The organism is Bacillus cereus group sp. BfR-BA-01430 (assembly GCF_022663115.1).
GTDB classification, from domain to species: domain Bacteria; phylum Bacillota; class Bacilli; order Bacillales; family Bacillaceae_G; genus Bacillus_A; species Bacillus_A cereus_BD.
Genome location: NZ_JAKUEW010000004.1, coordinates 94,732 through 116,899, shown reverse-complemented (window position 1 = coordinate 116,899; position 22,168 = coordinate 94,732). Strand labels below are relative to the sequence as shown.

Sequence of the window (22,168 nt, the reverse complement as noted above, 5' to 3'; positions counted from 1 at the left end):
TATATTTCACAATAAAACGCCCCCAAATTTTTGGGGGCGTTTTATTGTGATTCATATTCTCATTGATTCTACTGAAGGGTTCTCCTCCTCTTTCTATCTTATTTCTCTATTCAAAAACGCATGTTAAAAAACATGCGTTTTTGAATTCGTTATTTATGATAATTGTTTCCACTTATTCCCCATGACAGGGCGCTGATACTGTTTCAAATGTCGCAATAATTCTTCTGCATCATCTGCTGAAACGATTAATTCTTTATTAGATGGATTCATAAATCCTTCTTCTGCTGCACGATCTACCATTTGCAAAATCGGCTCATAAAAACCTTTCACATTTAATAAGCCAACTGGTTTATCATGAATTCCAATTTGCGACCAGCATACCACTTCAAATAATTCTTCAAACGTTCCATATCCACCAGGTAACGCAATAAATGCATCTGCAAGTTCTCCCATTTTCGCTTTGCGCTCATGCATTGTTTCTACTTCAATGAATTCTGTTAATCCTTCATGAACAATCTCTCCACGAAATAATCCACGAGGCATAACACCTGTAACATGTCCACCTAGACGTAACACTTCATTCGCTACTTCTCCCATTAACCCTACACGTGAGCCGCCATATACTAGCTCATAATTATTTTGGACAAGCATTTGTCCAAGTTTAATAGCCTGCTCTTTAAATTCAGGTCTCTCTCCTAAGTTCGAACCTGCAAATACACAAATTTTTCTCATACCTACACCCCAAAGCTATATATTGTTATGATACAATAAACATTGTACAACATATTGAGGGGATGGGAAAGAATTGAATATAGTTGAATTTCAAAGATGGGTCGAGGAATTTTATGAAAAACGAAACTGGTTACAATATAACGCCTTTATTCGCTTAAATTTCTTAACAGAAGAAGTAGGTGAAGTGTCCCGCGTTGTGCGTGCCATTGAAATTGGACGAGATCGCCCTGATGAACAAACAAAAGGACAAGAAGAATTAACACGAGAACTAAAAGAAGAACTTGGAGATGTACTAGCGAACCTTATTATTCTTTCACAGAAATATGATCTTGATTTACAAGATATTATGGAGGCACATGTCACAAAGCTTTCCAAAAGGTTCGAAACATCTAAATGAGAAGACGCCAAAACAAAAAGCAATGAGCCCACGCCCATTGCTTTTCTTACGAATTAAAGCATAACCCCAACGATAACCGCTGATAAGATACTTACTAATGTTGCACCATATACAAGTTTTAATCCGAATGATGATACAACGTTCGCTTGTTTGCCATCAATACTCTTCGTTGCACCTGCGATAATTCCGATAGATGAGAAGTTCGCAAATGATACAAGGAAGATTGATAAAATACCTACTGTACGAGCTGATAAATCACCAGCTACTTTTCCAAGGTCAAGCATTGCCACGAATTCGTTCGTTACTAATTTTGTTGCCATAATTTGTCCTGCAGTTAGCATCTCTGATGTTGGAATACCCATAATAAATGCTAATGGTGAGAAGATATATCCTAAAATACTTTGGAATGTGATTCCGAAAATTGAATCGAATACACCGTTAATTGCTGTAATTAATGCTACGAAACCGATTAACATCGCCGCTACTGTTACAGCGATAGAGAAACCAAGCATAATATATTCGCCTAACATTTCAAAGAATGTTTGTTTCTTATCTTCTTGTAATTCTAAAATATCGTCCTCTTCTTTTACATCATATGGATTAATAATATGAACGATAATGAATCCACTAAATAAGTTTAATACAAGTGCTGTTACTACATATTTTGGATCAATCATTTTCATATAAGAACCGACGATTGACATCGATACTGTTGACATGGAAGATGCACAAAGTGTATATAAACGATTTTTCGGTAATTTACTTAATTGATCTTTTACTGTAATAAACACTTCACCTTGACCAACAATTGCAGCTGCTACTGCATTATATGATTCTAGTTTTCCTAAACCATTAATCTTACTTAATACGAAACCGACTGCACGAATGATAATCGGTAAAATTTTAATATGCTGCAAAATTCCAATTAATACAGCTAAGAAAATAATTGGCAATAGTACTGTTAAAAAGAATGGTGCTTGTCCATCATTTGCTAGACCACCAAATACAAAATTAACCCCTTCTTCCGCATATTTTAAAATAGCGCCGAAACCATCTGCAATTCCTTTTACTAACACATATCCTATTTTTGTATTTAATAAGAAATAAGCTAGCGCTAATTGAATAACAAGCATAATTGCAATTGGTTTATATTTAATTTTCTTTCGATCTGAACTTACAAGAAAGCCTAGTACAAATACTACCAGTAAACCAATTAGAAACATTACTAGTTTCATATGTGAATCCCCACTTCCCATGCGTTATCAGTTGTCCAACGAATGACGTCTGACTATTAATGTTAAAAAATAAAAATCCTTAAAATACGATTAAGCTACCCTTTACAATCAGTAAGCGTTTACATAAATTGCAATTTACAAATAGCGGTCTCTTCTTCCCTACCTTACTCAAAGTCTGAAATGGATACCACCTACAACACAAATTGTAAGCGTTATCTAACAGAAATGCAACATAATTTTTCCCTTATAAACAAAAGCAGCGAGTTTATGCTCACTGCTTTTAACCTTTATAACATTACACCAACAATAATTGCTGATAAAATACTTACTAAGGTTGCGCCATATACAAGGCGTAATCCAAACGACGACACAACATTTGATTGATTTTCGTCGATTCCTTTCGTGGCTCCTGCGATAATTCCAATGGATGAAAAGTTTGCAAAAGATACGAGGAATACAGAGAGAATTCCGACTGTACGAGCAGATAATTCCCCTCCCACTTTGCCAAGATCAAGCATCGCAACAAACTCATTTGACACTAATTTTGTTGCCATAATTTGACCCGCTGTTACCACTTCCGATTTTGGAATGCCCATTACAAATGCAAGAGGAGAGAAAATATATCCTAAAATAGCTTGGAATGTAATTCCAAAAATCGCATCGAACAAGCTATTAATTGCTGTAATTAATGCAACGAAACCAAGTAACATCGCTGCTACTGTTACTGCAATTGTAAAGCCAAGCATAATATATTCGCCTAACATTTCAAAGAATGACTGCTTCTTTTTATTTTCTAATTTTAACGTGTTTTCTTCTTCTGTAACATCATACGGATTAATAATATGAATAATAATAAATCCGCTAAATAAGTTTAGTACAAGTGCTGTTACTACATATTTTGGCTCAATCATTTTCATATAAGAACCAACAATTGACATCGATACTGTTGACATGGAAGATGCACAAAGTGTGTATAAACGATGCTTTGGAATTTTACTTAATTGATCTTTTACCGTAATAAATACTTCCGCCTGACCAACGATTGCAGCTGCTACTGCATTATATGATTCTAGTTTTCCTAAACCATTTACTTTACTCAACAGAAAACCAACAGAACGAATGAATAGCGGTAAAATTTTAAAGTGTTGCAAAATCCCAATTAATACAGCGAAGAATACAATTGGTAATAACGCTGTGAGGAAGAATGACGTTTCCCCCTTGTTCACAAGACCTCCAAATACGAAAACGATTCCAGATTCAGCATATGTGAGCAATGCTCCAAATCCATCAGAAATTCCTTTTACTAAAATATACCCAATCTGTGTACTTAATAGGAAATATGATAATGCCAATTGAACTATAAGCATCACCGCAATTGGTTTATACTTAATCTTCTTTCGATCTGTACTTATAAGAAAACCAAGTATAAATACAACAAGTAATCCTACAAGAAACATAACAAATTTCATATATAAAATCCTCCGTTTAAAACTTATTCAACATTTTAGTAGATTATTAAACGTTGAACGTCTGACCATAAAAAATAATCAATAATCCGAACTTTTATCTTTTACATAAAAACGAATATGATATCAATAAAAATCAATTTATCTCTTATTTACAAAGGCCTTAACCATTCTAACATAAATTTAAATTCACATCCTTATATTTCCGAAAAAAATTACAATAAACATAAAAAACTTATTAATGTTCGTCTTTTATAAATCCACAAAAAAGGTATCAGATTTTCTCTGATACCTCCTAATTACATAGTTTGTTCTTTTCCTTCTACTTTAGAATCTTCCCAGCACTCTGTATTTTCTAGCCCTGGAATCGAACTTGCATGAAACACTGGGTCTTTTCCTTGTTTCTTTTGTTTTACATAGTCTGATAATGCTGTAAAGGCAAACTTAGATAGAAATACAATCGCCACTAAGTTAATAACAGCCATAATTCCCATAAATAAATCCGCTAAATCCCACACAACTTGAATTGTAGCTACAGAACCAAGTATAACCATACCAAGCACTGCAATTCGATAAACGATTAATATCCCTTTACTTCCATTTAAGAATTCAATATTTGTTTCACCATAATAGTAATTCCCAACAAGTGAACTAAATGCAAATAAGAAAATCGCGACTGCTACAAAAATAGATGCCCAAGGTCCAATATGTTGACTTAATGCTTGTTGTGTTAATTGGATACCATTTGTATTGGTTAATCCTGATACATCTGATAATAAAATAATAAATGCTGTACAACTACAAATTAGCAATGTATCTGTAAATACCCCTAATGTTTGGATAAATCCTTGTTTGACTGGATGTGTTACATTCGCAGTTGCTGCTGCGTTTGGCGCACTCCCCATACCAGCTTCATTTGAAAATAATCCACGTTTTACCCCTAATAAAATAGCCGCTCCAAATCCACCACCAACAACTTCTTTAATTCCAAAAGCATGTAAAATAATTTCTTTAAATAAGCTTGGAATCTCTGCAATATTTGTAATGACTACAAACAGGGCAACTCCTATATAAATAAGTGCCATAACAGGAACAATCATTTCGACAGCACGAGCAATTCGTTTTACCCCACCAAAAATAATAATTGCTAACAGCCCAGCCATTACAACCCCGACTAATCTACTATCTGCATGAAATGCGCCATCAAATGCTGCTGCTACAGTATTTGACTGTACGGCATTAAAAATCAAACCAAAACTAACTGTAATTAAAATAGAGAAAATAGCACCTAGCCAGCGCTTATTTAGTCCTTTTTCCATATAATACGCCGGTCCCCCGCGGAACGTATTTCCATCTTTCACTTTATAAATTTGCGCTAATGTACTTTCTACAAAAGCAGATGCACCACCAATTACCGCAATCAGCCACATCCAAAACACAGCCCCAGGTCCACCAGTTGAAATCGCAATTGCTACACCTGCTAAATTACCTGTACCTACACGAGAAGCTGTACTCATACAAAACGCCTGGAACGACGAAACGCCACTCTTTTCCTTTTGTGCTTTACGTGTTTTCGAACTCGCTCCATCTCCTAGTAAGCGAATCATTTCACCAAAATAGCGAATTTGAACAAATTTAACTCGCAAAGAAAAATAAACGCCAATACTAATTAACATCCCAATCATAATATATGTCCAAAGAACATTATTTATATCCGTAATCAATCTCGCTAACATTTCCATCGAATCACTCCCCCTCTTCTAACAATAAGAAAATTATATTCTAAAAAATTTTAAGAATCAACAAGTTTAGACAAAAAAATGTTAGGTTTTATGACATGATTATGTAATTATTTATAACATCGTTTATTTCCTAAACAAACTGGGCATAATTATTTTTCATACAATTGAATTGACAAACAACAAAGCTGTAACTATAATGATTACATCAGATTGATAAAACAACCTGATCATAAAACTATCTATCCACCTTTAGATATATAGCTTTACTACTTATTTTATAAAATTTCGGAGGGATTTCTTATGAAAATTGGAATTATCGGAGCAAGCGGAAAAGCTGGAAGCCGCATTATGAAAGAAGCATTTGACCGCGGTCATGAAGTTACTGCAATCGTACGAAACGCATCAAAAATTACAGACAAGAATGTAAAAGTATTAGAAAAAGACGTATTCGATCTTACTTCTAATGACCTTCAAGTATTCGATGTAGTTGTGAACGCATTTGGCGCTCCAGCTGGTAAAGAGCATCTTCACGTTGATGTCGGCAACGTATTAATTGAAGCAATGAAAGGTGCACCACATACAAAATTAATTGTTGTCGGCGGCGCTGGTAGTCTATTTGTAGACGAAGCAAAAACAACACGAGTATTTGAAACACCAGGTTTCCCAGCAGAATATCTTCCAACCGCTCAAAACCAGGGCAAAAACTTAGAAATTTTACAACAAACAAACGATATTACTTGGGCATTCATTAGCCCTTCTGCTCTATTCGCATTAGGAAAACGTACTGGTTCTTATAAAGCTGGTAAAGATCACCTTCTTGTTAATTCAAAAGGCGATAGCTATGTAAGTTATGAAGATTTCGCTGTAGCAACACTTGATGAAATCGAAAATCCAAAACACGAAAACGAACGCTTCACAGTTGTTTCTGAAGCAGAATAATAAAGTAAAACTCCCATCTAAAATCTTGAGGTGGGAGTTTTACTTCTTATTATAATATCTTCCATCCAAAACCATCCACTCGTTTATCTCTTGTAAGGTGTAGATGATTTAAGCGCTTCAGCTTTTTCCAGCTCATAGCTAATTCTGAGCCTGTTTTTTCCTTGCTCCTTTCACGTAGTACAACTGCATTTTGAATTGTCGCTGTTCCCTTATGAGCTATCCCCTTTAAATTGAAGACAAAATTCCCCTTTTTCATTGATGACCTTTAACCAGTTGCTAGCACTTGATAGGTTCCACTCTTCGCCTTTACTTGAACTATAATCTTTTGTCAAAAAAACTCATCTTTTCATACCACTTCTTATTTTTAACATCAATATAAAATGATGTAACTATTCTTAAATCTCCTCTCCATATTTCACTCGCATCAAAAGCCTCTTCATTCTTTTTATGTAACGCGCGAACTATAATCAAAAAAGGAAAAATGAACAAAACTTACTCATTTTTCCTCTTTCTTCTCTATATTCGACTATATTTTAAAGAATTCTAAAATAAAATGTCTGCTCTCTTCCGTTGTCATCACTAAGTTATGGAATCAAATCCATATAGTTACGAATCATTTTTTATGTTAACATAAGTGTATATAGTATATAATAAAAGATATATATATATTATACACTTGCCGATAAAGGAACTTTTCTATTATGCGGACAAGTCATGTATCGGACAAGTTCATAAATAATAGGTAAGACATTATGATTTTAAATTTCTTCAACTGTAATTAGAAATTTAAAGGTATTGATCTCATTTTGTGAAGCTTTGTATAAAGTTTTGCATTTTTTTGCTGTTCTTACCTATATTCGGGATACTTATTCCACAAAATAAGAGTATTGTTATCGTAAAGGAGAATTGGAGATGCCAGAAACTATCACTCAAACAAAGCCTGAACAAGAATCTGTACAAATTTCTGCTAGCCAAGAACAACTAGATGTACTTGACCAGTTATTAAAACCTGAAGTACAACAATCATTAACTACGCTAGTAGAACAGCTTCCAAAATTAACTGAGCTTGTTAACATTTTAACTAAGTCTTATGATTTCGCACAAACTGTTGCAAATGATGAAGTATTAAAAAGCGACACTGTTGGTGCAATCCAAGAGATTGTAGAACCTGTAAAAGATACTGTAAAAACAATGGCAGCAACTGCTATTGAAGCAAAAGATCGCGCTGAGGAAAGCACTGAAGTTATCGGTCTTTTTGGTTTATTAAAATTATTAAAAGATCCACAAGCACAAAAAATGTTCCGCTTTGTAAATGCTTATCTTCAAATTAGTGCAGAACGCAATAATAAATAATTTATCTTATAACAACAATTAGTAAAGACGGGGGATATCATACTATGTCAAAACAAATTGTCATCTTAGGCGCTGGTTATGGCGGACTTCTTGCCGCTTTAAATGTACGCAAATATTACAGCAAATCAGAAGCACAAGTTACAGTAATTAACCAATATCCAACACACCAAATCATCACAGAACTACACCGCTTAGCAGCAGGTAATGTTTCTGAGCAAGCAATTGCAATGCCACTTACAAAACTTTTCAAAGGAAAAGATATCGATCTTAAAATTGCAACAGTTGAATCTTTCTCAGTAGATAAAAAAGAAGTAAAACTAGTTGGAGGCACTACTTTATCTTATGATGCACTTGTAGTTGCTTTAGGAAGTAAAACTGCTTACTTCGGTATTCCAGGATTAGAAGAAAACAGCATGGTATTAAAATCTGCTGCTGATGCAAACAAAATCTTTAAACATGTGGAAGACCGCATTCGTGAATACGCAAAAACGAAAAATGAAGCTGATGCGACAATCTTAATCGGCGGTGGCGGATTAACTGGCGTTGAGCTAGTGGGTGAACTTGCTGATATTATGCCTAAACTTGCAAAAAGCTACGGCGTAAATCCAAAAGAAGTAAAATTACTTCTTGTTGAAGCAGGTCCAAAAATCCTTCCAGTATTACCAGACGATTTAATTGAACGTGCGACAACTAGCTTAGAAGCACGCGGTGTTACATTCTTAACAGGTCTTCCTGTAACGAATGTTGAAGGTAACACAATCGACTTAAAAGACGGTCAAAAAATTGTTGCGAACACGTTCGTTTGGACAGGTGGCGTACAAGGTAACCCATTAATTGGCGAATCTGGTCTTGAAGTGAACCGTGGCCGTGCAACTGTTGATGACTACTTACAATCTACTTCTCATAAAAATGTATTCGTTGCTGGAGACAGCGCTGTTGTATTCGGTCCAGAAGGCCGCCCATACCCACCAACTGCACAAATCGCTTGGCAAATGGGTGAACTAATTGGATACAACTTATACGCAGCATTAGAAGGAAAAGCCCTTGAAGAGTTTAAACCAGTAAACTCTGGTACACTTGCAAGCCTAGGACGTAAAGATGCTGTTGCGATTATTGGTGCAAGCTCAACTCCACTTAAAGGCTTACCAGCATCATTAATGAAAGAAGCAAGTAACGTTCGTTACTTATCACACATTAAAGGATTATTCAGCTTAGCTTACTAATCCTTAATTAGCCCAAATCATACTTCACTATGGTTTGGGTTTTTTCATATCTCTTTTTATTCGCTACAAAAACAAAATAACCTTCAATAATAAAAGGAAAGAATTCTCCTCTTACTAATCACCCGATCAGTAGAGAATGAATCCCACTAATCGAAATTTCACTTTACCTATTTAAAACTTCACCTAGTTAAATACTATGTATATAAAAATTACTTTTCCTTCATTCTCTTAAAAAGTAAATCGTACATATCATTCCCATAGTTTAACGATCTTTTCACCCGAGAGATTGTAGCTGTACTTGCCCCTGTTTCCTCTTCAATTTCATGATACGTATTATGATTATAGAGCATTTTAGCCACTTTAAATCTTTGAAATATTGTCTTCATCTCATTTACCGTACATAAATCGTCAAAAAAACGATAACACTCATCTACAGTTTCCAATGATAAAACTGCTTCAAAAAATTCATCTAAATCTTTCCCACGTAATTTCTCTATTAGCATATGTCTACCTCCATTTTATTAGAGTAGTTGCTACGCTACCGTAATTTTATATACCTGCTTTTCTCTCTAACCAAAACAGATATTCTTTCAACTCTTAAGTAGAACGTCCGAATGATGCTACGTTCTTTTAAAATACATCAGAAAAATAATGAAAGTGATTTATTTATATTTCAATATTGTTAACATTTTAAAGAGCATAATATATTATATCATTATTTTATATTTTCGAGATAAGCAGCAATATTACATATTCATGGCGACTTTTTGTCTGAAATATGTCCGCAATAAAAAAAGCTGGTAATTACCAACTTTTTTTATTGCGGACATATTTCTTTGCAAATCAAACAAATTAACTCACTTTTCTTGTCTCTTCTAATTTGTGATTTCCATCATCTATAAAAGAAAAAATAACATGAAGAACTGGGACTATTAAACAAAATACAGCAAACGGCAAATATTCCAAGGTGGACACACCAAGTGTTCCTGTAATAAAGACACCACTTACTCCCCATGGAATTAAAGGATTCACAGCCGCACCTGCATTGGCTAAAATTCCGGATAAATTTTTAGGATCTAAATAAATTGCTTTAAACTGTGATTTAAATGCTTCTCCTGGTAAAATCACTGATAAATATTGCTCGCCTAACATAATATTAATACCTATAGAACTTAACGCCGTCATCAACATAACATTTCCTTTTGCATTCACCATACTTGAAATTTTTGAAATTAACTTTTCAATAATTTTCACTTCAACTAATAGTCCCCCAAGTGTTAAAGCGAGAAGAATGAGCGAAACAGACCACATCATGCTTTGCATCCCCCCACGTGTAAACAACAAATCTACACTCTTCACACCTGTTTTCGAAACAAATCCATCTTGCATAAAAGCAGCTATTTGATTAAAACTAGTATGCGGGTGATACACGTAACAAATTACAATAGTCATGGTGATACTCATTAATAAAGTTGGAATAGCTGGCACTTTTTTTCTTGCACATAAAAATAATATGAGTACTGGAATTAATGTAAAAATTGAAATGGTAAAAGATGAATGAAGTGTATGAATCAGTTCTTCTATTTTATTTCCTGCCGATACCGATGCCCCATGTCCCACAAATATAAAAAAGATAAGAGTTATAACAAAGGCCGGAATAATTGTCCGCATCATACTGCGAATATGCTCAAACAAATCTACTTCTGCAATCGCTGCGGCCAAATTTGTTGTATCAGATAAAGGTGAAATATTATTTCCTAAAAAAGCCCCTGATATAATAGCTCCTGCAATCATTGCAGAGTTTAGCCCCATCATTTGTCCCATCCCTAAAAATGCAATACCAATAGTAGAAATTGTTGTAAATGAACTACCTACCATCACACCTACGAGTGCACATCCTATAAAAACGGAGGGTAAAAAGAACTTCGCAGATAAAATTTTGAATCCATAAATCATAATAGTAGGAATTGTTCCCGCTGCAATCCAAACACTAATTAAAATTCCAATTAGCATAAATATAATGATAGGAATTAAACCTGGCAAAATTCCATTTTGAATTCCTTTATGGATTGTATCCCAAGAAACACCTTTTATTCTTGCAAATAACACAACAATTCCTATAGCGATTAAAATAGGGACCTGTGGCGGTAGACTGAATCCGATAATACAAATTCCTATAATTGCTAATAAAACGACTAAAAGAAAGATACTCTCTTTAATGGTTACATCTCTTTTCATCTTAATAAACTCCTTATCAGTTACATCGTAAAATACCATCAATATTTGCAAATTATTGTACATTCAATATCTAAACACTATATATCACAAGAATCAATAGAAACAACATTCATCATATATTCCTCTAATTATACAAACAATACATAATAAAAGAGCACAAACATCGATTTGGAATGAATATACAATACTGTTTACAAATCATACCAATAAACATTTATGCCCTTTTTATTTATCTAAAAATAGGAGTGATTGTTCTGAACTACTTAACGTAGATTAGCTTTATAAAGTGAAACTTTAATCAGTGGGGTTTTCTTCATCCCCCACTGATTATGAGCCCTCACCAATCGGGCTGTTACGGGCAGCCCTACTCCCACCTATCTTCCTTGCTTCTCTCTGCATCTTGAGGTGGGGAGTCTTACTGCCCTAAAATAGCGGGATAATATGCACCATGCCAAACAGGGCTAACAATATAAAGGTGAATGCATAACATTTTTTAATGTTATGCATTCCTACTCTTATTCTACTACATTGTAGATTCTTTCAAGTTTTTCTTGGATTCCCTTCTCCATCTTAACAGCATATTCTTCAAATACATCTTTATCGTGAGCGTATGGAGATAATGCACAAGCACGAAGTACTGTAACTTTTCCTTCACGATCCCATTCACTCTCACTAAATCCAAGACTCTTCACAAATGGCAGTGGGCTATTTCCGTAATCCGGAATCGCAAAGTCTGTATGAGATGTAATAAATTCATTATTATATAAGCCGCCTTTCACATAAGACGCTTGATCAAAGAAATCATGATTTAACTTGTTCATTTTTTCTAAATCTGTATTACCTTCTTCATTAAATACATAGTCAACCATATTAAAGTCTGGTTTTGTTAATGGATACACATGAATCGTTTTATCTCCAACTTTAAATTCTTTTCCTTTTAAGAAATCATAGAAGCGATACGCTCCTTCAATACTTGCACCAATCAATTTCCCATAACCAGTCACATTAAGCGGTAATACTTTATGAGCTGTCCAAACTGCTGCTGCAGTTGCCCCTGCTTTAGACCCTTCTAACATATAAGCACCTAATAACGCTGGAATATCTGCACCTTTTTCGAATACATAAGTCGCAAAGTAAGAAATTACATCACGCATTCGAATATCTTTAATAACAATACCGCCTGCAGAATAAGGGATATATCCCATTTTGTGTGGATCAATTGTAATTGTTTCTGCTTGATTCATCGCTTTAAATGAATGATATACCTCTTTTGTTAACCAATCACATTTTTCAGTGAAAATTTTATGTTTTGCATATACTTTTTCCAATTGGTCCCATTCGATAAATTGATTATTTTCATCTAAGAAAATAGACCGAGCATAACCACCATATGCAGCATCAACATGGATATAGAAATAGATACCTTCTTCAGCTAATCTCTCACGAAGCTCTACCATTTTATCAATGCGGTCAACTTGCCCTTCTTCTGTTGTCCCAATCACCCCAACAACACCAAGAACTGGAATTTCTTGCGCTGCTAATTCACGAATTTTTTCTTCTAATTTGTTAATATCCATACGATAATGATTATCTACCTCTACTTGCTCTACACAATCAAGACCTACACCGATAATATCAGCAGCTTTTAACCAAGAATAATGTTTTGTTTGTGGAATTAACCATTTCCCTAGTTTTTGCAAGTTTGCACCATTACGTGCAGAATGAGCTTTGATCTCATCCATTTTTTCAGGAATTTGATCTAAAATACTTAAAATATCTTCCGTAGACATATTTAGTAATTCCCATTCAGACTTTCCTTCTACAAACTCAGGAGCTACTTCTTTAATTGCTAGAGGTAATGATTTCATGTTTCGCGCATACCATAATCCCTCTAAGTTAGCGATAGAACCATCTGCACAAATATGGCCCCAACTTTCACCTTTTTTATAACTCATAAGTGCGGCAAATTCATGTCCAACTTCCTCTTCCATTTGAGACGTAGCTGGTGATGATTCATAAGCTACGTTATTACCATTCCATAGCATTGCAGCAGTATAAGCAATAATAGATGGCATTAATGTTTCAGAGTTCATATGCCCCCAAAAGCGGCCTGCAGCATGCCAAGGTAATGACTGTGTACGTAATTTTGAAGATAGTACATTAAATACACTACGAATATGATCGGCAGTTGCTTGGAAACTTTGAGAATGTTTATCCTGAGGTGTAATAACAGGTAAATCTTGTGGCATGTAATTTTGTCTCCAACCAACATGTTCATCTACCATTTTCATTAATAACTCTTTGAATAAATCGACATTTTCACCTTTATCTCCTAAGAATAACGCTTTTAAATTAATATCTGGCATTTCATATTTCATTTTTATTTCCTCCACTCACATAAGTATATTTATTTATAAAGAATTTTAGATTGATTTAATTAGCTTGTTTCAAGTATTCCTCGTTCTTCTCTTCTTTTTTCCACTCTGGTTTCTTACATTTGTTAATGATAAGAGCAATGCCGATCATAACTACTGTAGCAACCACTTGGTAAATCACATAGCCTGTATATTGGCTTGGTTTTAAAATGGAAGGTGGAATCAAACTTACAATAATCGTTAGAACAATACCTATCATTGAGAAAATAGATACGAACCACATTAATCCATTTCCTTTGCTGCCTAATCTAAATGGTCGTTTCACATTAGGCATGCTATAACGTAAACGAATAGCAGAAATAGCAATTAAAGCATATACGACACAATATAGAATTGTCGTTGTGATTGTAATAATTAAGAATGCACTATTCACATCAGGAACGACTACATATAAGAAAGATACTAGTGAAATAACAATTGCTTGAATCATTACGAAAGTAATCGGAATGTTTTTCTTCGTTCTCTTTTGGAAGAATTTAGGTAAATTCCCTTCCTCTGCCACTTTAATCATTGATTTACTTGGTCCAAGCACCCATGCACTTAACTGCACTAACACACCAATTAAAATCATTGCAGAAATAATGTTAACAAAAATTGATGGAATACCTAAATCTTCACAGAAGATTAAGTACGGTTGTGTAATATTTGCTAATTCTAGCTGTCCACGCGGCACTGCATTAGAAACCGTTAAACCAGCGATGATATTGAAAATGACTAATAAAATAACAGAAGCAATAACAGCAACAGGATAGTTGCGTTTTGGATTTTCAATATTATTAGCATGTACAGATGAAATCTCTACACCAGCAAAAATAAAGATGATCCCTGACAAATATGTTAAACTACCTAAATCTTTGAAGTTAGGAATTAAATCAGTTGGTTTAAAATCGCCTAAATAACTATTTGGTTGGATTCCATTTTTTATCATATAAATAACACCAAGAACAACAAGAATAACAAATGGAATGTATACACCAATAACAGCGCCCCAGTTTCCTGCTACTTTAACCATGTCAAATTTTAAATTTAATAGCGTTACTCCCCAATATGAAATGAGGATTACTGCAAAGATAAAGTAGTTGTTTGAAGATAGCTCTGGTTTATCAATGACATAACCTAGTAATACGCCAACTGTTGACGAAACCATTACCATTCCAAAAAACATCTGAACCCATAATAACCATGAAGTAACAAATCCCCATTTTTCACCTAATGCATTTCTCACCCAAACTTGCGGGCCACCTTCTTCAGGAAATCCTGTCGAAAGTTCAGCAGACATGAGGGCAATTGGTAGCGCAAATACAATCGCAGCAATTAACATATAAAATATTTGTGTCCACCCTGTAATGGAAAGTGTTGGCACACTACGTACAGTACCGAAAAATGCCATTGTAATGCCGATTAACCCAAACAGAGTTAATTTTTTTGCCTTGGCCATAACGATATCCTTCTTTCCTTTATTTAGTTTTTATAGAATTCGTACCATAGACTTATAACCTGAACTAATACGCTAGTTTTCAAAGAAAATACATATTTAAAAACTAGGGTATTAAAACAAGAAATCTGCTCGAAACTTGATAGATCTATCACTCCTTCTTTTTCGAAGATTTTATTATTTTGCAGAATACATCCCATTACATTTCATCAGACTAACAAAAAGATATTATTCACAAAATAATCATTTTCCTTATAAGAGCACTAGTCAAAAAATATAAAAATTCATTTGTGAATAATTATACAAATCAACTTACGACGCCAGTTTACTCCTGTATTTTTGTTTTGTCAATATCTAAACAAACACTGATATATCAATAAAAATAATATATTTATAAAAACTTATTATTTAAAGCATTAAAGGTTTAACGCTTTTATCAATTAAAACATTAAATCTTTAATTAATAAAACAAGTACCATTAAATATACATCTTATTTAATTTTTATTCATTTTGTATATAATAAAAAAGAGTGAAAAAATCACTCTTTTCTTAACATTTTATTTTATAAGTGAATTTCCCACCTCTTCTCTTAGACCTGGGTGCCATGTAAGCATATTGATTAACGCTTGATTCGCAACTGCATCATTTATACAAAATTTATCCATATCTAAATACAAAGATTTTCCACCCTTTAACTGATCCGCTACATTTTTTAGCAATTTACTATATCCAATGAAACGTCTAGGTGTAATTATTTTACTTTTCACAGAAGAAGATTCATTTTCCTGTTCACGAAAATTTAACAATTTCTCAGAATAAAATTCACACTGTTCTTTTTCTTTTATTGTTTTTACTTTTACATATAGACTTTCTGTAGTTCCTAGTGATCTGCTCCATAAAGAGGACCACTCACTACGTTTAATATAATATCTTCCTTGAAAGTAGCTTTTCATCATCGGAACAAGAATGTGAATTCTCGGATGATACACATCTCCTTGTTTTAAAATATCCAACATCCGAAAATATCCTAGATGAACTTGTTGTACTGATTTGTACTTAAACAGGCGATTAAAAGCAAGTAACATTCTATCTAACGCCTCATTAATCTCTTCTTTACCTATATTGTCTAGTCCGAAATCAATCAATAACCAATTCACTTGCTGCGTCTTATTAATTTCTGCTATGACACGGTGATTAAAATATGCTAATTCGACTGACCTTTCCCACGATGTAAGCATAATTAATCTCCTCGCTTCCACTCTATGCTAACAATTATTCTCCTAATTTCACTAAGCTGTAATTCTTTTTCCCTTTACGGATAATAACAAATCTTCCATCAAATGAATTTTCCATTGTAACATCTGTATTTACATCTGTTACTTTATCTCCATTCATTAGAATCGCGCCATTATTAATATCCTCCCTTGCTTGACGTCTAGAAGGTTCAATTCCTAAATCGACTAACCATTCAACAATATTTTTTGTTTCCTTTTTAGCATGGAAAGTTGGCATATCTTTAAAACCTTGTTCAATTTCATCAGCGGTTAATGATTTAATATCCCCGCTAAATAAAGCTTGTGTAATTTTTACCGCTTGTAAGAATGCTTTCTCACCATGAACAAATTTTGTCATTTCTTCTGCTAATACTTTTTGCGCTTCACGTTTATGCGGTTCAGTTTGAACTTTAACTGCTAATTCATCAATAATATCTTTTGTTAAGAATGTGAAGAATTTCAAGTACTTAATGACATCACGATCATCAGTATTTACCCAAAATTGATAAAATTCAAACGGTGTTGTTTTTTCAGGATCTAGCCAAATTGCTCCACCTGCTGTTTTCCCAAATTTCGTACCATCAGATTTTAATAATAATGGAATTGTTAAACCAAATACTTTTGCCTCATGCCCTTCTAATCTACGAATCAAATCTAATCCACCTGTAATGTTACCCCATTGGTCACCACCACCGATTTGTAACTGTACACCTTCTTCTTTGTACAAATGATGGAAATCCATCGCTTGAAGAATTTGGTATGTAAATTCAGTGAATGAAATACCAGTATCCAAACGACTCGCTACAATATCTTTTGCCAACATATTATTTACACTGAAGTTTTTACCGTAGTCACGTAAAAACTCAATAATGTTCACTTGATGTGTCCAATCGTAATTGTTTACCATCTTCACTTCGCTGTTACCACCAAAATCGAATAGTTTCTTCATTTGAGCTGTTAATGCATCGACATTATGTTGTACTTGTTCTAATGTTTGTAGTTGACGTTCTGTTTGTCGTCCACTTGGATCTCCAATTGTTCCAGTTGCTCCTCCAATTAGAATAATCGGATGATGCCCTGCTAATTGGAATCGTTTCATCATCATAAACGGAATCAAATGCCCAATATGCATACTATCACCAGTTGGATCTACACCACAGTACAAGGAAATTTTTTTCTCTTCTACTAGTTTTCGTAACCCTTCTGCATCTGTTTGTTGATTGATAGCGTCGCGCCATTCTAATTCATCAATGATATTCATGTTTTTCTAGCTCCTTTTTCGTTTTCTTTTTCTTATCTGAAATTCTTAAGAATATAAAAAGTCCCTATGTCTACACTAGACATAGGGACGATTCTTAACCGTGTTACCACCCGTATTGCACAAATAGTACTGATTGTATCCTATTCATGCCACTCTCAGCAATCGTATCGGTCGCTACTCCGCTTAGCATTACCTAAGATACTCCAGAGTGTAATTCACAAGTTTGTTTGTGCTAGGTTCCAGCAGCCCCTAGCTTTCTCGATAACAGTGACAAACTGCTACTGGGCTCTTTCAACGTATTTGTTATGTTAAATTATAGTCATTATAGTGAATTAAAATTTTATTGTCAATTCTATGGTAAAATGTTTTAAAAATATTCACATTTTATTTTTGTGATAGTAAAGAATAAAAGAGCTATCTCATAAGTCGAATTATTAATGATATGCCACTGTTTTTTAGGTTAAAAACGTTGATATATCAATGTTTCTATTTTTATATTTTTTGGTAGCGTATCCTTTTGGGACACCCCTCATTCATTTCCTACAAAAAAAGAGTTCTTTCAAGATTATACGAGAAATTATTATTTTGATATAATTATAAATCTTCCCCAATAATTCTTACTTCTCTTTCTAACTTTACACCAAACTTCTCTTCCACTGTTTTTTGCACAAAATGAATTAAATCGATATAATCTTGCGCTGTTCCGTTATCAACATTGACCATAAATCCAGCATGTTTTGTAGAAACTTCTACACCACCGATTCTCTTTCCTTGCAGTCCAGAGTCTTGAATTAATTTTCCCGCAAAGTGATTCGGTGGACGTTTGAACACACTACCACATGAAGGATATTCTAACGGTTGCTTAGATTCTCTTTTATATGTCAGATCATCCATTTTCGCTTTAATCTCTGCGTAATTACCTTTTTCAAGCTCAAATGTACCTTCCAATATAATGTAATGATTATTAGCAAATGTGCTTTTACGATATCCAAATTCAAAGTCATCTTTTGTAAGAGTGATAAGCTCTCCCGCTTCTGTCATCGCAAGTGCCTTTGTTAATACATAGGAGATCTCACCACCATATGCACCAGCATTCATATATAAAGCACCGCCCACAGAACCAGGAATACCACATGCAAACTCAAGGCCTGTTAAAGAATGTTCTAGCGCTGCTCTCGAAACATCAATAATCGCCGCACCACTTTGTGCTATGATTGATGTTCCTTGCACAGTAATATCCGTTATATGAGTTAAGCTTAATGTAATCCCGCGGATACCTCCATCTTTTATAATGACATTAGAGCCATTTCCTAAAAATGTAATGGGAATATTGTGCTCGCTTGCATATTTTACAACCTTTTGAATTTCCGTATAACTAGTAGGCATGATAAACACATCCGCCTTGCCTCCGACTTTGATGTGCGTATGATTTTTCAACATTTCATCTTGTTTCACATGATTCTCTGGTAATATTTCACTTAAGTATTTATAAACCTCTTGCATATTCATGATCCGATTCCTCTATTTCTATATTCTTTTTTCCCCGCTTATGACGGGCAATCATATCCCCACTAAAAAGATATGTTAAGAAACAACATAACGTGGTAGATAAGCTATAAACGTCTAATTGGAAATCATGCAACAGATAAAAAAATCTTACTCATTAAGGCATATTTCCCCACAAAACTACTCTGTGATTATACAAGATTCCAATCTCAGTTTCATACCTTATAAATCTGTTATTTTATAAGGTGTGCCACTCATATTAAAATATATATTTCTCAATAAAGCAACCCAAATAGGTCGAAACTCCATATATTTCAAATTTGTAACTTTAGCGTAATAAAGTAACACTTACATCACTCAGGATTTTCTTCGCACACTACTAATTATGGCACCTAACTTTCTTGCTTTGATGAGGGTCGCATTGCAATAAAATAGTTTGGTTTCTTTAATTGTTCGATAGACAAATACGCCTTATATACAGTCTCTTGTACAACGTCTAGCGCATCTTCTTTATTCCCTACATATAAGTAAGCGGTGCGATATAGCTGATTTTGATATAAACGGATCAACTGTTCAAAAGCTTCATCATTACCTTTTTTTGCTTTTTTCACTAATTTTACCCCACTATTTTAGGGCAGTAAGACTCCCACCTCAAGATTCAGAGAGAAGCAAAGAAGATAGGTGGGAGTAGGGCTGCCCGTAACAGACCGATTGGTGAGGGCTCATAATCAGTGAGGGATGAAGCCCCCCACTGATTAAAGTTTCACTTTATCTCATCCATCGTATCTCTCCTTTCATTGTATTAGATGCGCTGAACTACTATTTGGTTTCAAAAAATAATATTTTTATTCCACAACAAAAGCACATCCACTAGAATGTGCTTTTGTTCTTCATGATTGATTTTCTTCTTTTTCCTTATCGAACCATAATAACTCATCGTCATCAACGTCACCGTTATAATTAATCAATATCTCTTCCCCTGCTTTTATATCTGTATAAGCATAGAAATCGAATGTATGATTGTCAAAATTGATTTCGTATGTGGCATTCGGACGATATGCATGGTTAAACAGCATACCATATCCTAATAGAATCGCTGAATGATTCACCCCGTACTCAAATGCATAATCGGCAAGTAACGTTTTTTCAATAAATATATGTTCTTCGTTTGGATAAGAAATAACTGGCGCTTCATGCAATAGCTCACCTTTTTTTATATCACGTGTTGCAAATACCCCTCGATTAAATTCCCCACTACTAAGTGCAGATGTCTTAATTTCAATCATATTATTCACCTATATATTTCTTTCTCTACAGTATTTTCTTACCTTAAGCTTGACAGATAAAGACGAGAAAAGCAATTTATTTTCATAAATATTTCTGATCATTGCCCTTTCCACTCTAGATGAAAAAAATCTATGCGTACTTATTGGAAATCACCAAAATATTTAGTACACTAGTAAATGGAATGAATACGGCGATGGAGTTCGCCACAACCGCTGCTTAGCTAATGACTCCTACCAGGATACACACTGGTAGGAGTCTATTTTTTTTTGAGCAAACTAAGAGAGAGGTGAAGAAAATGGTCTATCTTATTGTTGGGTTAGCTGGGGTATTAGGTGCTCTTTCACGATATTATTTAGGACTAAGTATTGATGTATTGTGGCAGCATTCCTTTCCACTTGCTACACTATTTATTAATTTGATTGGATGCTTTTTATTAAGCTGGATTACCACTTATATTTCTCGTCTAAACATTTTTCCTTCAGAGGTCGTTACGGGGATTGGAACAGGATTTGTAGGATCTTTTACTACATTTTCTACCTTTAGTGTCGAGACAATGAAATTAATCAACCAATCAGCGTGGTCGATTGCTATCGTATATGTACTCTGCAGCATATTCGGTGGACTTTTCATGTCTAGTATGGGATACAAATTAGGAACTGTCTTATTTACAAAGCGCGCCGCTATAACGAAAAAGGGGGACTAAACAATGCCAGAATATTATGCATTACTCGTCGCTATTGGCGGCTTCTTCGGTGCGATTACACGCTTTTATATAAGCAATTGGTTTAAGAAAAGAAATAAAACCTCTTTCCCACTTGCCACATTCCTTATCAATATAACAGGCGCTTTCTTGCTCGGATTCATCGTCGGAAAAGGCATCGATAAAAGTTGGCAATTGCTGCTAGGAACAGGCTTTATGGGAGCTTTCACTACATTTTCTACTTTTAAATTAGAATCCATTCAGCTTTTTACAAATAAGAAGTGTGGAACTGGGTTCTTGTACATAGGAGCAACCTATATCATCGGAATCATACTTGCATGTATCGGAATAAAAATAGGTAGTTTATAAAAATAAAAGGGGTGGTAACAACTACCATCCCTTTTCCTTTCTATTCCTTCTTATGATTCTCTACTTTTTCAAGCAATCGTTCTTTTCTTATTTTAGAACGATCTATATATTCATCTGAAAACTCTGTAGCATATGTTCCTCGATACTTCTTAGGAGAATTCAGCACATGCTCTTCTTCCTGTAAAACCATTCTCTTCATATATATGTGGAAGAACACTTCTACTATGCCAATCAGAAGTGCTGCCCAAAACGAAGATGCAGTAAGACTCCGAGTTGCATCAATACCTGTAAGAAGATATGCTAATACCCAAATTCCGAAAAAACTTAAACCGAAATCAACAATAGTAGCAACTGTGTTTCCATACTTAGACAGAACAAATAAATCTCCAATTACATAGGCTGCTCCTGTAATGACTAATGAGATAAACAAAACTCTAGGAACTGAAACCTCCCAGAAAATACCTAGTACCATAAGCAATACAGCACTAATTGCCATATACTTAATCAATAAAGCAACAATATGTTTCATTGATTATCCTCCATTTTGAACTTCCATATGGAATCGTATTTTCACC

Annotated in this window: 19 protein-coding genes, 2 pseudogenes, 1 riboswitch and 1 other annotated feature; of the genes and pseudogenes, 6 read left to right on the top strand and 15 right to left on the bottom strand. The window is 34.3% G+C overall.

Annotation, left to right across the window (positions count from 1 at the left end; all coding sequences use genetic code 11):
• Positions 1-153: 153 nt before the first annotated feature.
• Complete coding sequence (locus tag MR058_RS10445) at positions 154-732, bottom strand: LOG family protein (protein WP_242143966.1); 579 nt, start codon at positions 730-732, stop codon at positions 154-156.
• Between the two features lie 73 nt (positions 733-805).
• On the opposite strand from MR058_RS10445, the gene MR058_RS10440 reads away from it, so the two are divergent.
• Positions 806-1,129, top strand: coding sequence for a MazG-like family protein (locus MR058_RS10440; protein ID WP_242143965.1), 324 nt, complete (start codon positions 806-808; stop codon positions 1,127-1,129).
• A gap of 53 nt (positions 1,130-1,182) precedes the next feature.
• Here MR058_RS10440 and MR058_RS10435 read toward each other — a convergent pair whose 3' ends face one another.
• The 3 genes from MR058_RS10435 to MR058_RS10425 form a co-directional block, all read right to left on the bottom strand.
• Entirely contained in the window at positions 1,183-2,364 is a 1,182-nt protein-coding gene (locus MR058_RS10435; RefSeq protein WP_242143964.1) for a NupC/NupG family nucleoside CNT transporter, read from the bottom strand.
• A 287-nt stretch (positions 2,365-2,651) separates the two neighbouring features.
• Positions 2,652-3,833, bottom strand: coding sequence for a NupC/NupG family nucleoside CNT transporter (locus MR058_RS10430; protein WP_242143963.1), 1,182 nt, complete (start codon positions 3,831-3,833; stop codon positions 2,652-2,654).
• Positions 3,834-4,129: 296 nt separating this feature from the next.
• Complete coding sequence (locus tag MR058_RS10425; protein ID WP_242143961.1) at positions 4,130-5,572, bottom strand: alanine/glycine:cation symporter family protein; 1,443 nt, start codon at positions 5,570-5,572, stop codon at positions 4,130-4,132.
• A 300-nt stretch (positions 5,573-5,872) separates the two neighbouring features.
• On the opposite strand from MR058_RS10425, the gene MR058_RS10420 reads away from it, so the two are divergent.
• Positions 5,873-6,511: an NAD(P)-dependent oxidoreductase gene (locus MR058_RS10420; RefSeq protein ID WP_242143958.1), complete on the top strand. Its 639-nt coding sequence runs from the start codon at positions 5,873-5,875 to the stop codon at positions 6,509-6,511.
• Positions 6,512-6,560: 49 nt separating this feature from the next.
• Here MR058_RS10420 and MR058_RS10415 read toward each other — a convergent pair.
• A pseudogene (locus MR058_RS10415) lies at positions 6,561-6,740 on the bottom strand (hypothetical protein); the annotation flags it as partial.
• 683 nt (positions 6,741-7,423) lie between these two features.
• Between MR058_RS10415 and MR058_RS10410 the strand changes: the two are divergent.
• Together MR058_RS10410 and MR058_RS10405 are read left to right on the top strand one after the other, a co-directional pair.
• Positions 7,424-7,864: a DUF1641 domain-containing protein gene (locus tag MR058_RS10410; protein WP_242143954.1), complete on the top strand. Its 441-nt coding sequence runs from the start codon at positions 7,424-7,426 to the stop codon at positions 7,862-7,864.
• A 44-nt stretch (positions 7,865-7,908) separates the two neighbouring features.
• Positions 7,909-9,087, top strand: coding sequence for an NAD(P)/FAD-dependent oxidoreductase (locus MR058_RS10405; protein WP_242143952.1), 1,179 nt, complete (start codon positions 7,909-7,911; stop codon positions 9,085-9,087).
• Positions 9,088-9,296: 209 nt separating this feature from the next.
• Here MR058_RS10405 and MR058_RS10400 read toward each other — a convergent pair whose 3' ends face one another.
• The 9 genes and pseudogenes from MR058_RS10400 to MR058_RS10360 all read right to left on the bottom strand — a co-directional run bounded on the left by MR058_RS10400 (position 9,297) and on the right by MR058_RS10360 (position 20,523).
• Complete coding sequence (locus MR058_RS10400; protein WP_242143950.1) at positions 9,297-9,590, bottom strand: YerC/YecD family TrpR-related protein; 294 nt, start codon at positions 9,588-9,590, stop codon at positions 9,297-9,299.
• Positions 9,591-9,939: 349 nt separating this feature from the next.
• Positions 9,940-11,325, bottom strand: a complete 1,386-nt coding sequence (gene nhaC, locus MR058_RS10395; RefSeq protein ID WP_242143948.1) for a Na+/H+ antiporter NhaC — start codon at positions 11,323-11,325, stop codon at positions 9,940-9,942.
• Positions 11,326-11,840: 515 nt separating this feature from the next.
• Complete coding sequence (gene tdc, locus MR058_RS10390) at positions 11,841-13,703, bottom strand: tyrosine decarboxylase (RefSeq protein ID WP_242143946.1); 1,863 nt, start codon at positions 13,701-13,703, stop codon at positions 11,841-11,843.
• A gap of 55 nt (positions 13,704-13,758) precedes the next feature.
• On the bottom strand, positions 13,759-15,198 hold the full coding sequence (gene tyrP / locus MR058_RS10385; protein ID WP_242143944.1) for a tyrosine-tyramine antiporter: 1,440 nt from the start codon (positions 15,196-15,198) through the stop codon (positions 13,759-13,761).
• 555 nt (positions 15,199-15,753) lie between these two features.
• Positions 15,754-16,434 (bottom strand): protein rep, encoded by a 681-nt coding sequence (locus tag MR058_RS10380; RefSeq protein WP_242143942.1) that lies wholly within the window; start codon positions 16,432-16,434, stop codon positions 15,754-15,756.
• Between the two features lie 34 nt (positions 16,435-16,468).
• Positions 16,469-17,731: a tyrosine--tRNA ligase gene (gene tyrS, locus MR058_RS10375; RefSeq protein WP_242143941.1), complete on the bottom strand. Its 1,263-nt coding sequence runs from the start codon at positions 17,729-17,731 to the stop codon at positions 16,469-16,471.
• Between the two features lie 80 nt (positions 17,732-17,811).
• Positions 17,812-18,035, bottom strand: a binding site (T-box leader).
• A 290-nt stretch (positions 18,036-18,325) separates the two neighbouring features.
• Entirely contained in the window at positions 18,326-19,240 is a 915-nt protein-coding gene (gene murB, locus MR058_RS10370; RefSeq protein ID WP_242143940.1) for a UDP-N-acetylmuramate dehydrogenase, read from the bottom strand.
• A 422-nt stretch (positions 19,241-19,662) separates the two neighbouring features.
• Positions 19,663-19,848 (bottom strand): annotated as a pseudogene (locus MR058_RS10365) (sigma factor); the annotation flags it as partial.
• A gap of 279 nt (positions 19,849-20,127) precedes the next feature.
• Complete coding sequence (locus tag MR058_RS10360; RefSeq protein ID WP_242143939.1) at positions 20,128-20,523, bottom strand: SET domain-containing protein; 396 nt, start codon at positions 20,521-20,523, stop codon at positions 20,128-20,130.
• Between the two features lie 181 nt (positions 20,524-20,704).
• Positions 20,705-20,764: riboswitch (Fluoride riboswitch) on the top strand.
• Positions 20,765-20,819: 55 nt separating this feature from the next.
• Here MR058_RS10360 and crcB (MR058_RS10355) point away from each other — a divergent pair.
• Complete coding sequence (gene crcB / locus MR058_RS10355; protein ID WP_242143938.1) at positions 20,820-21,227, top strand: fluoride efflux transporter CrcB; 408 nt, start codon at positions 20,820-20,822, stop codon at positions 21,225-21,227.
• 3 nt (positions 21,228-21,230) lie between these two features.
• Complete coding sequence (gene crcB, locus MR058_RS10350) at positions 21,231-21,593, top strand: fluoride efflux transporter CrcB (protein WP_242143937.1); 363 nt, start codon at positions 21,231-21,233, stop codon at positions 21,591-21,593.
• 40 nt (positions 21,594-21,633) lie between these two features.
• Here the strand turns inward: crcB (MR058_RS10350) and MR058_RS10345 are convergent, their stop codons facing one another.
• Positions 21,634-22,122, bottom strand: coding sequence for a YndM family protein (locus MR058_RS10345; protein ID WP_242143936.1), 489 nt, complete (start codon positions 22,120-22,122; stop codon positions 21,634-21,636).
• Between the last annotated feature and the right edge of the window lie 46 nt (positions 22,123-22,168).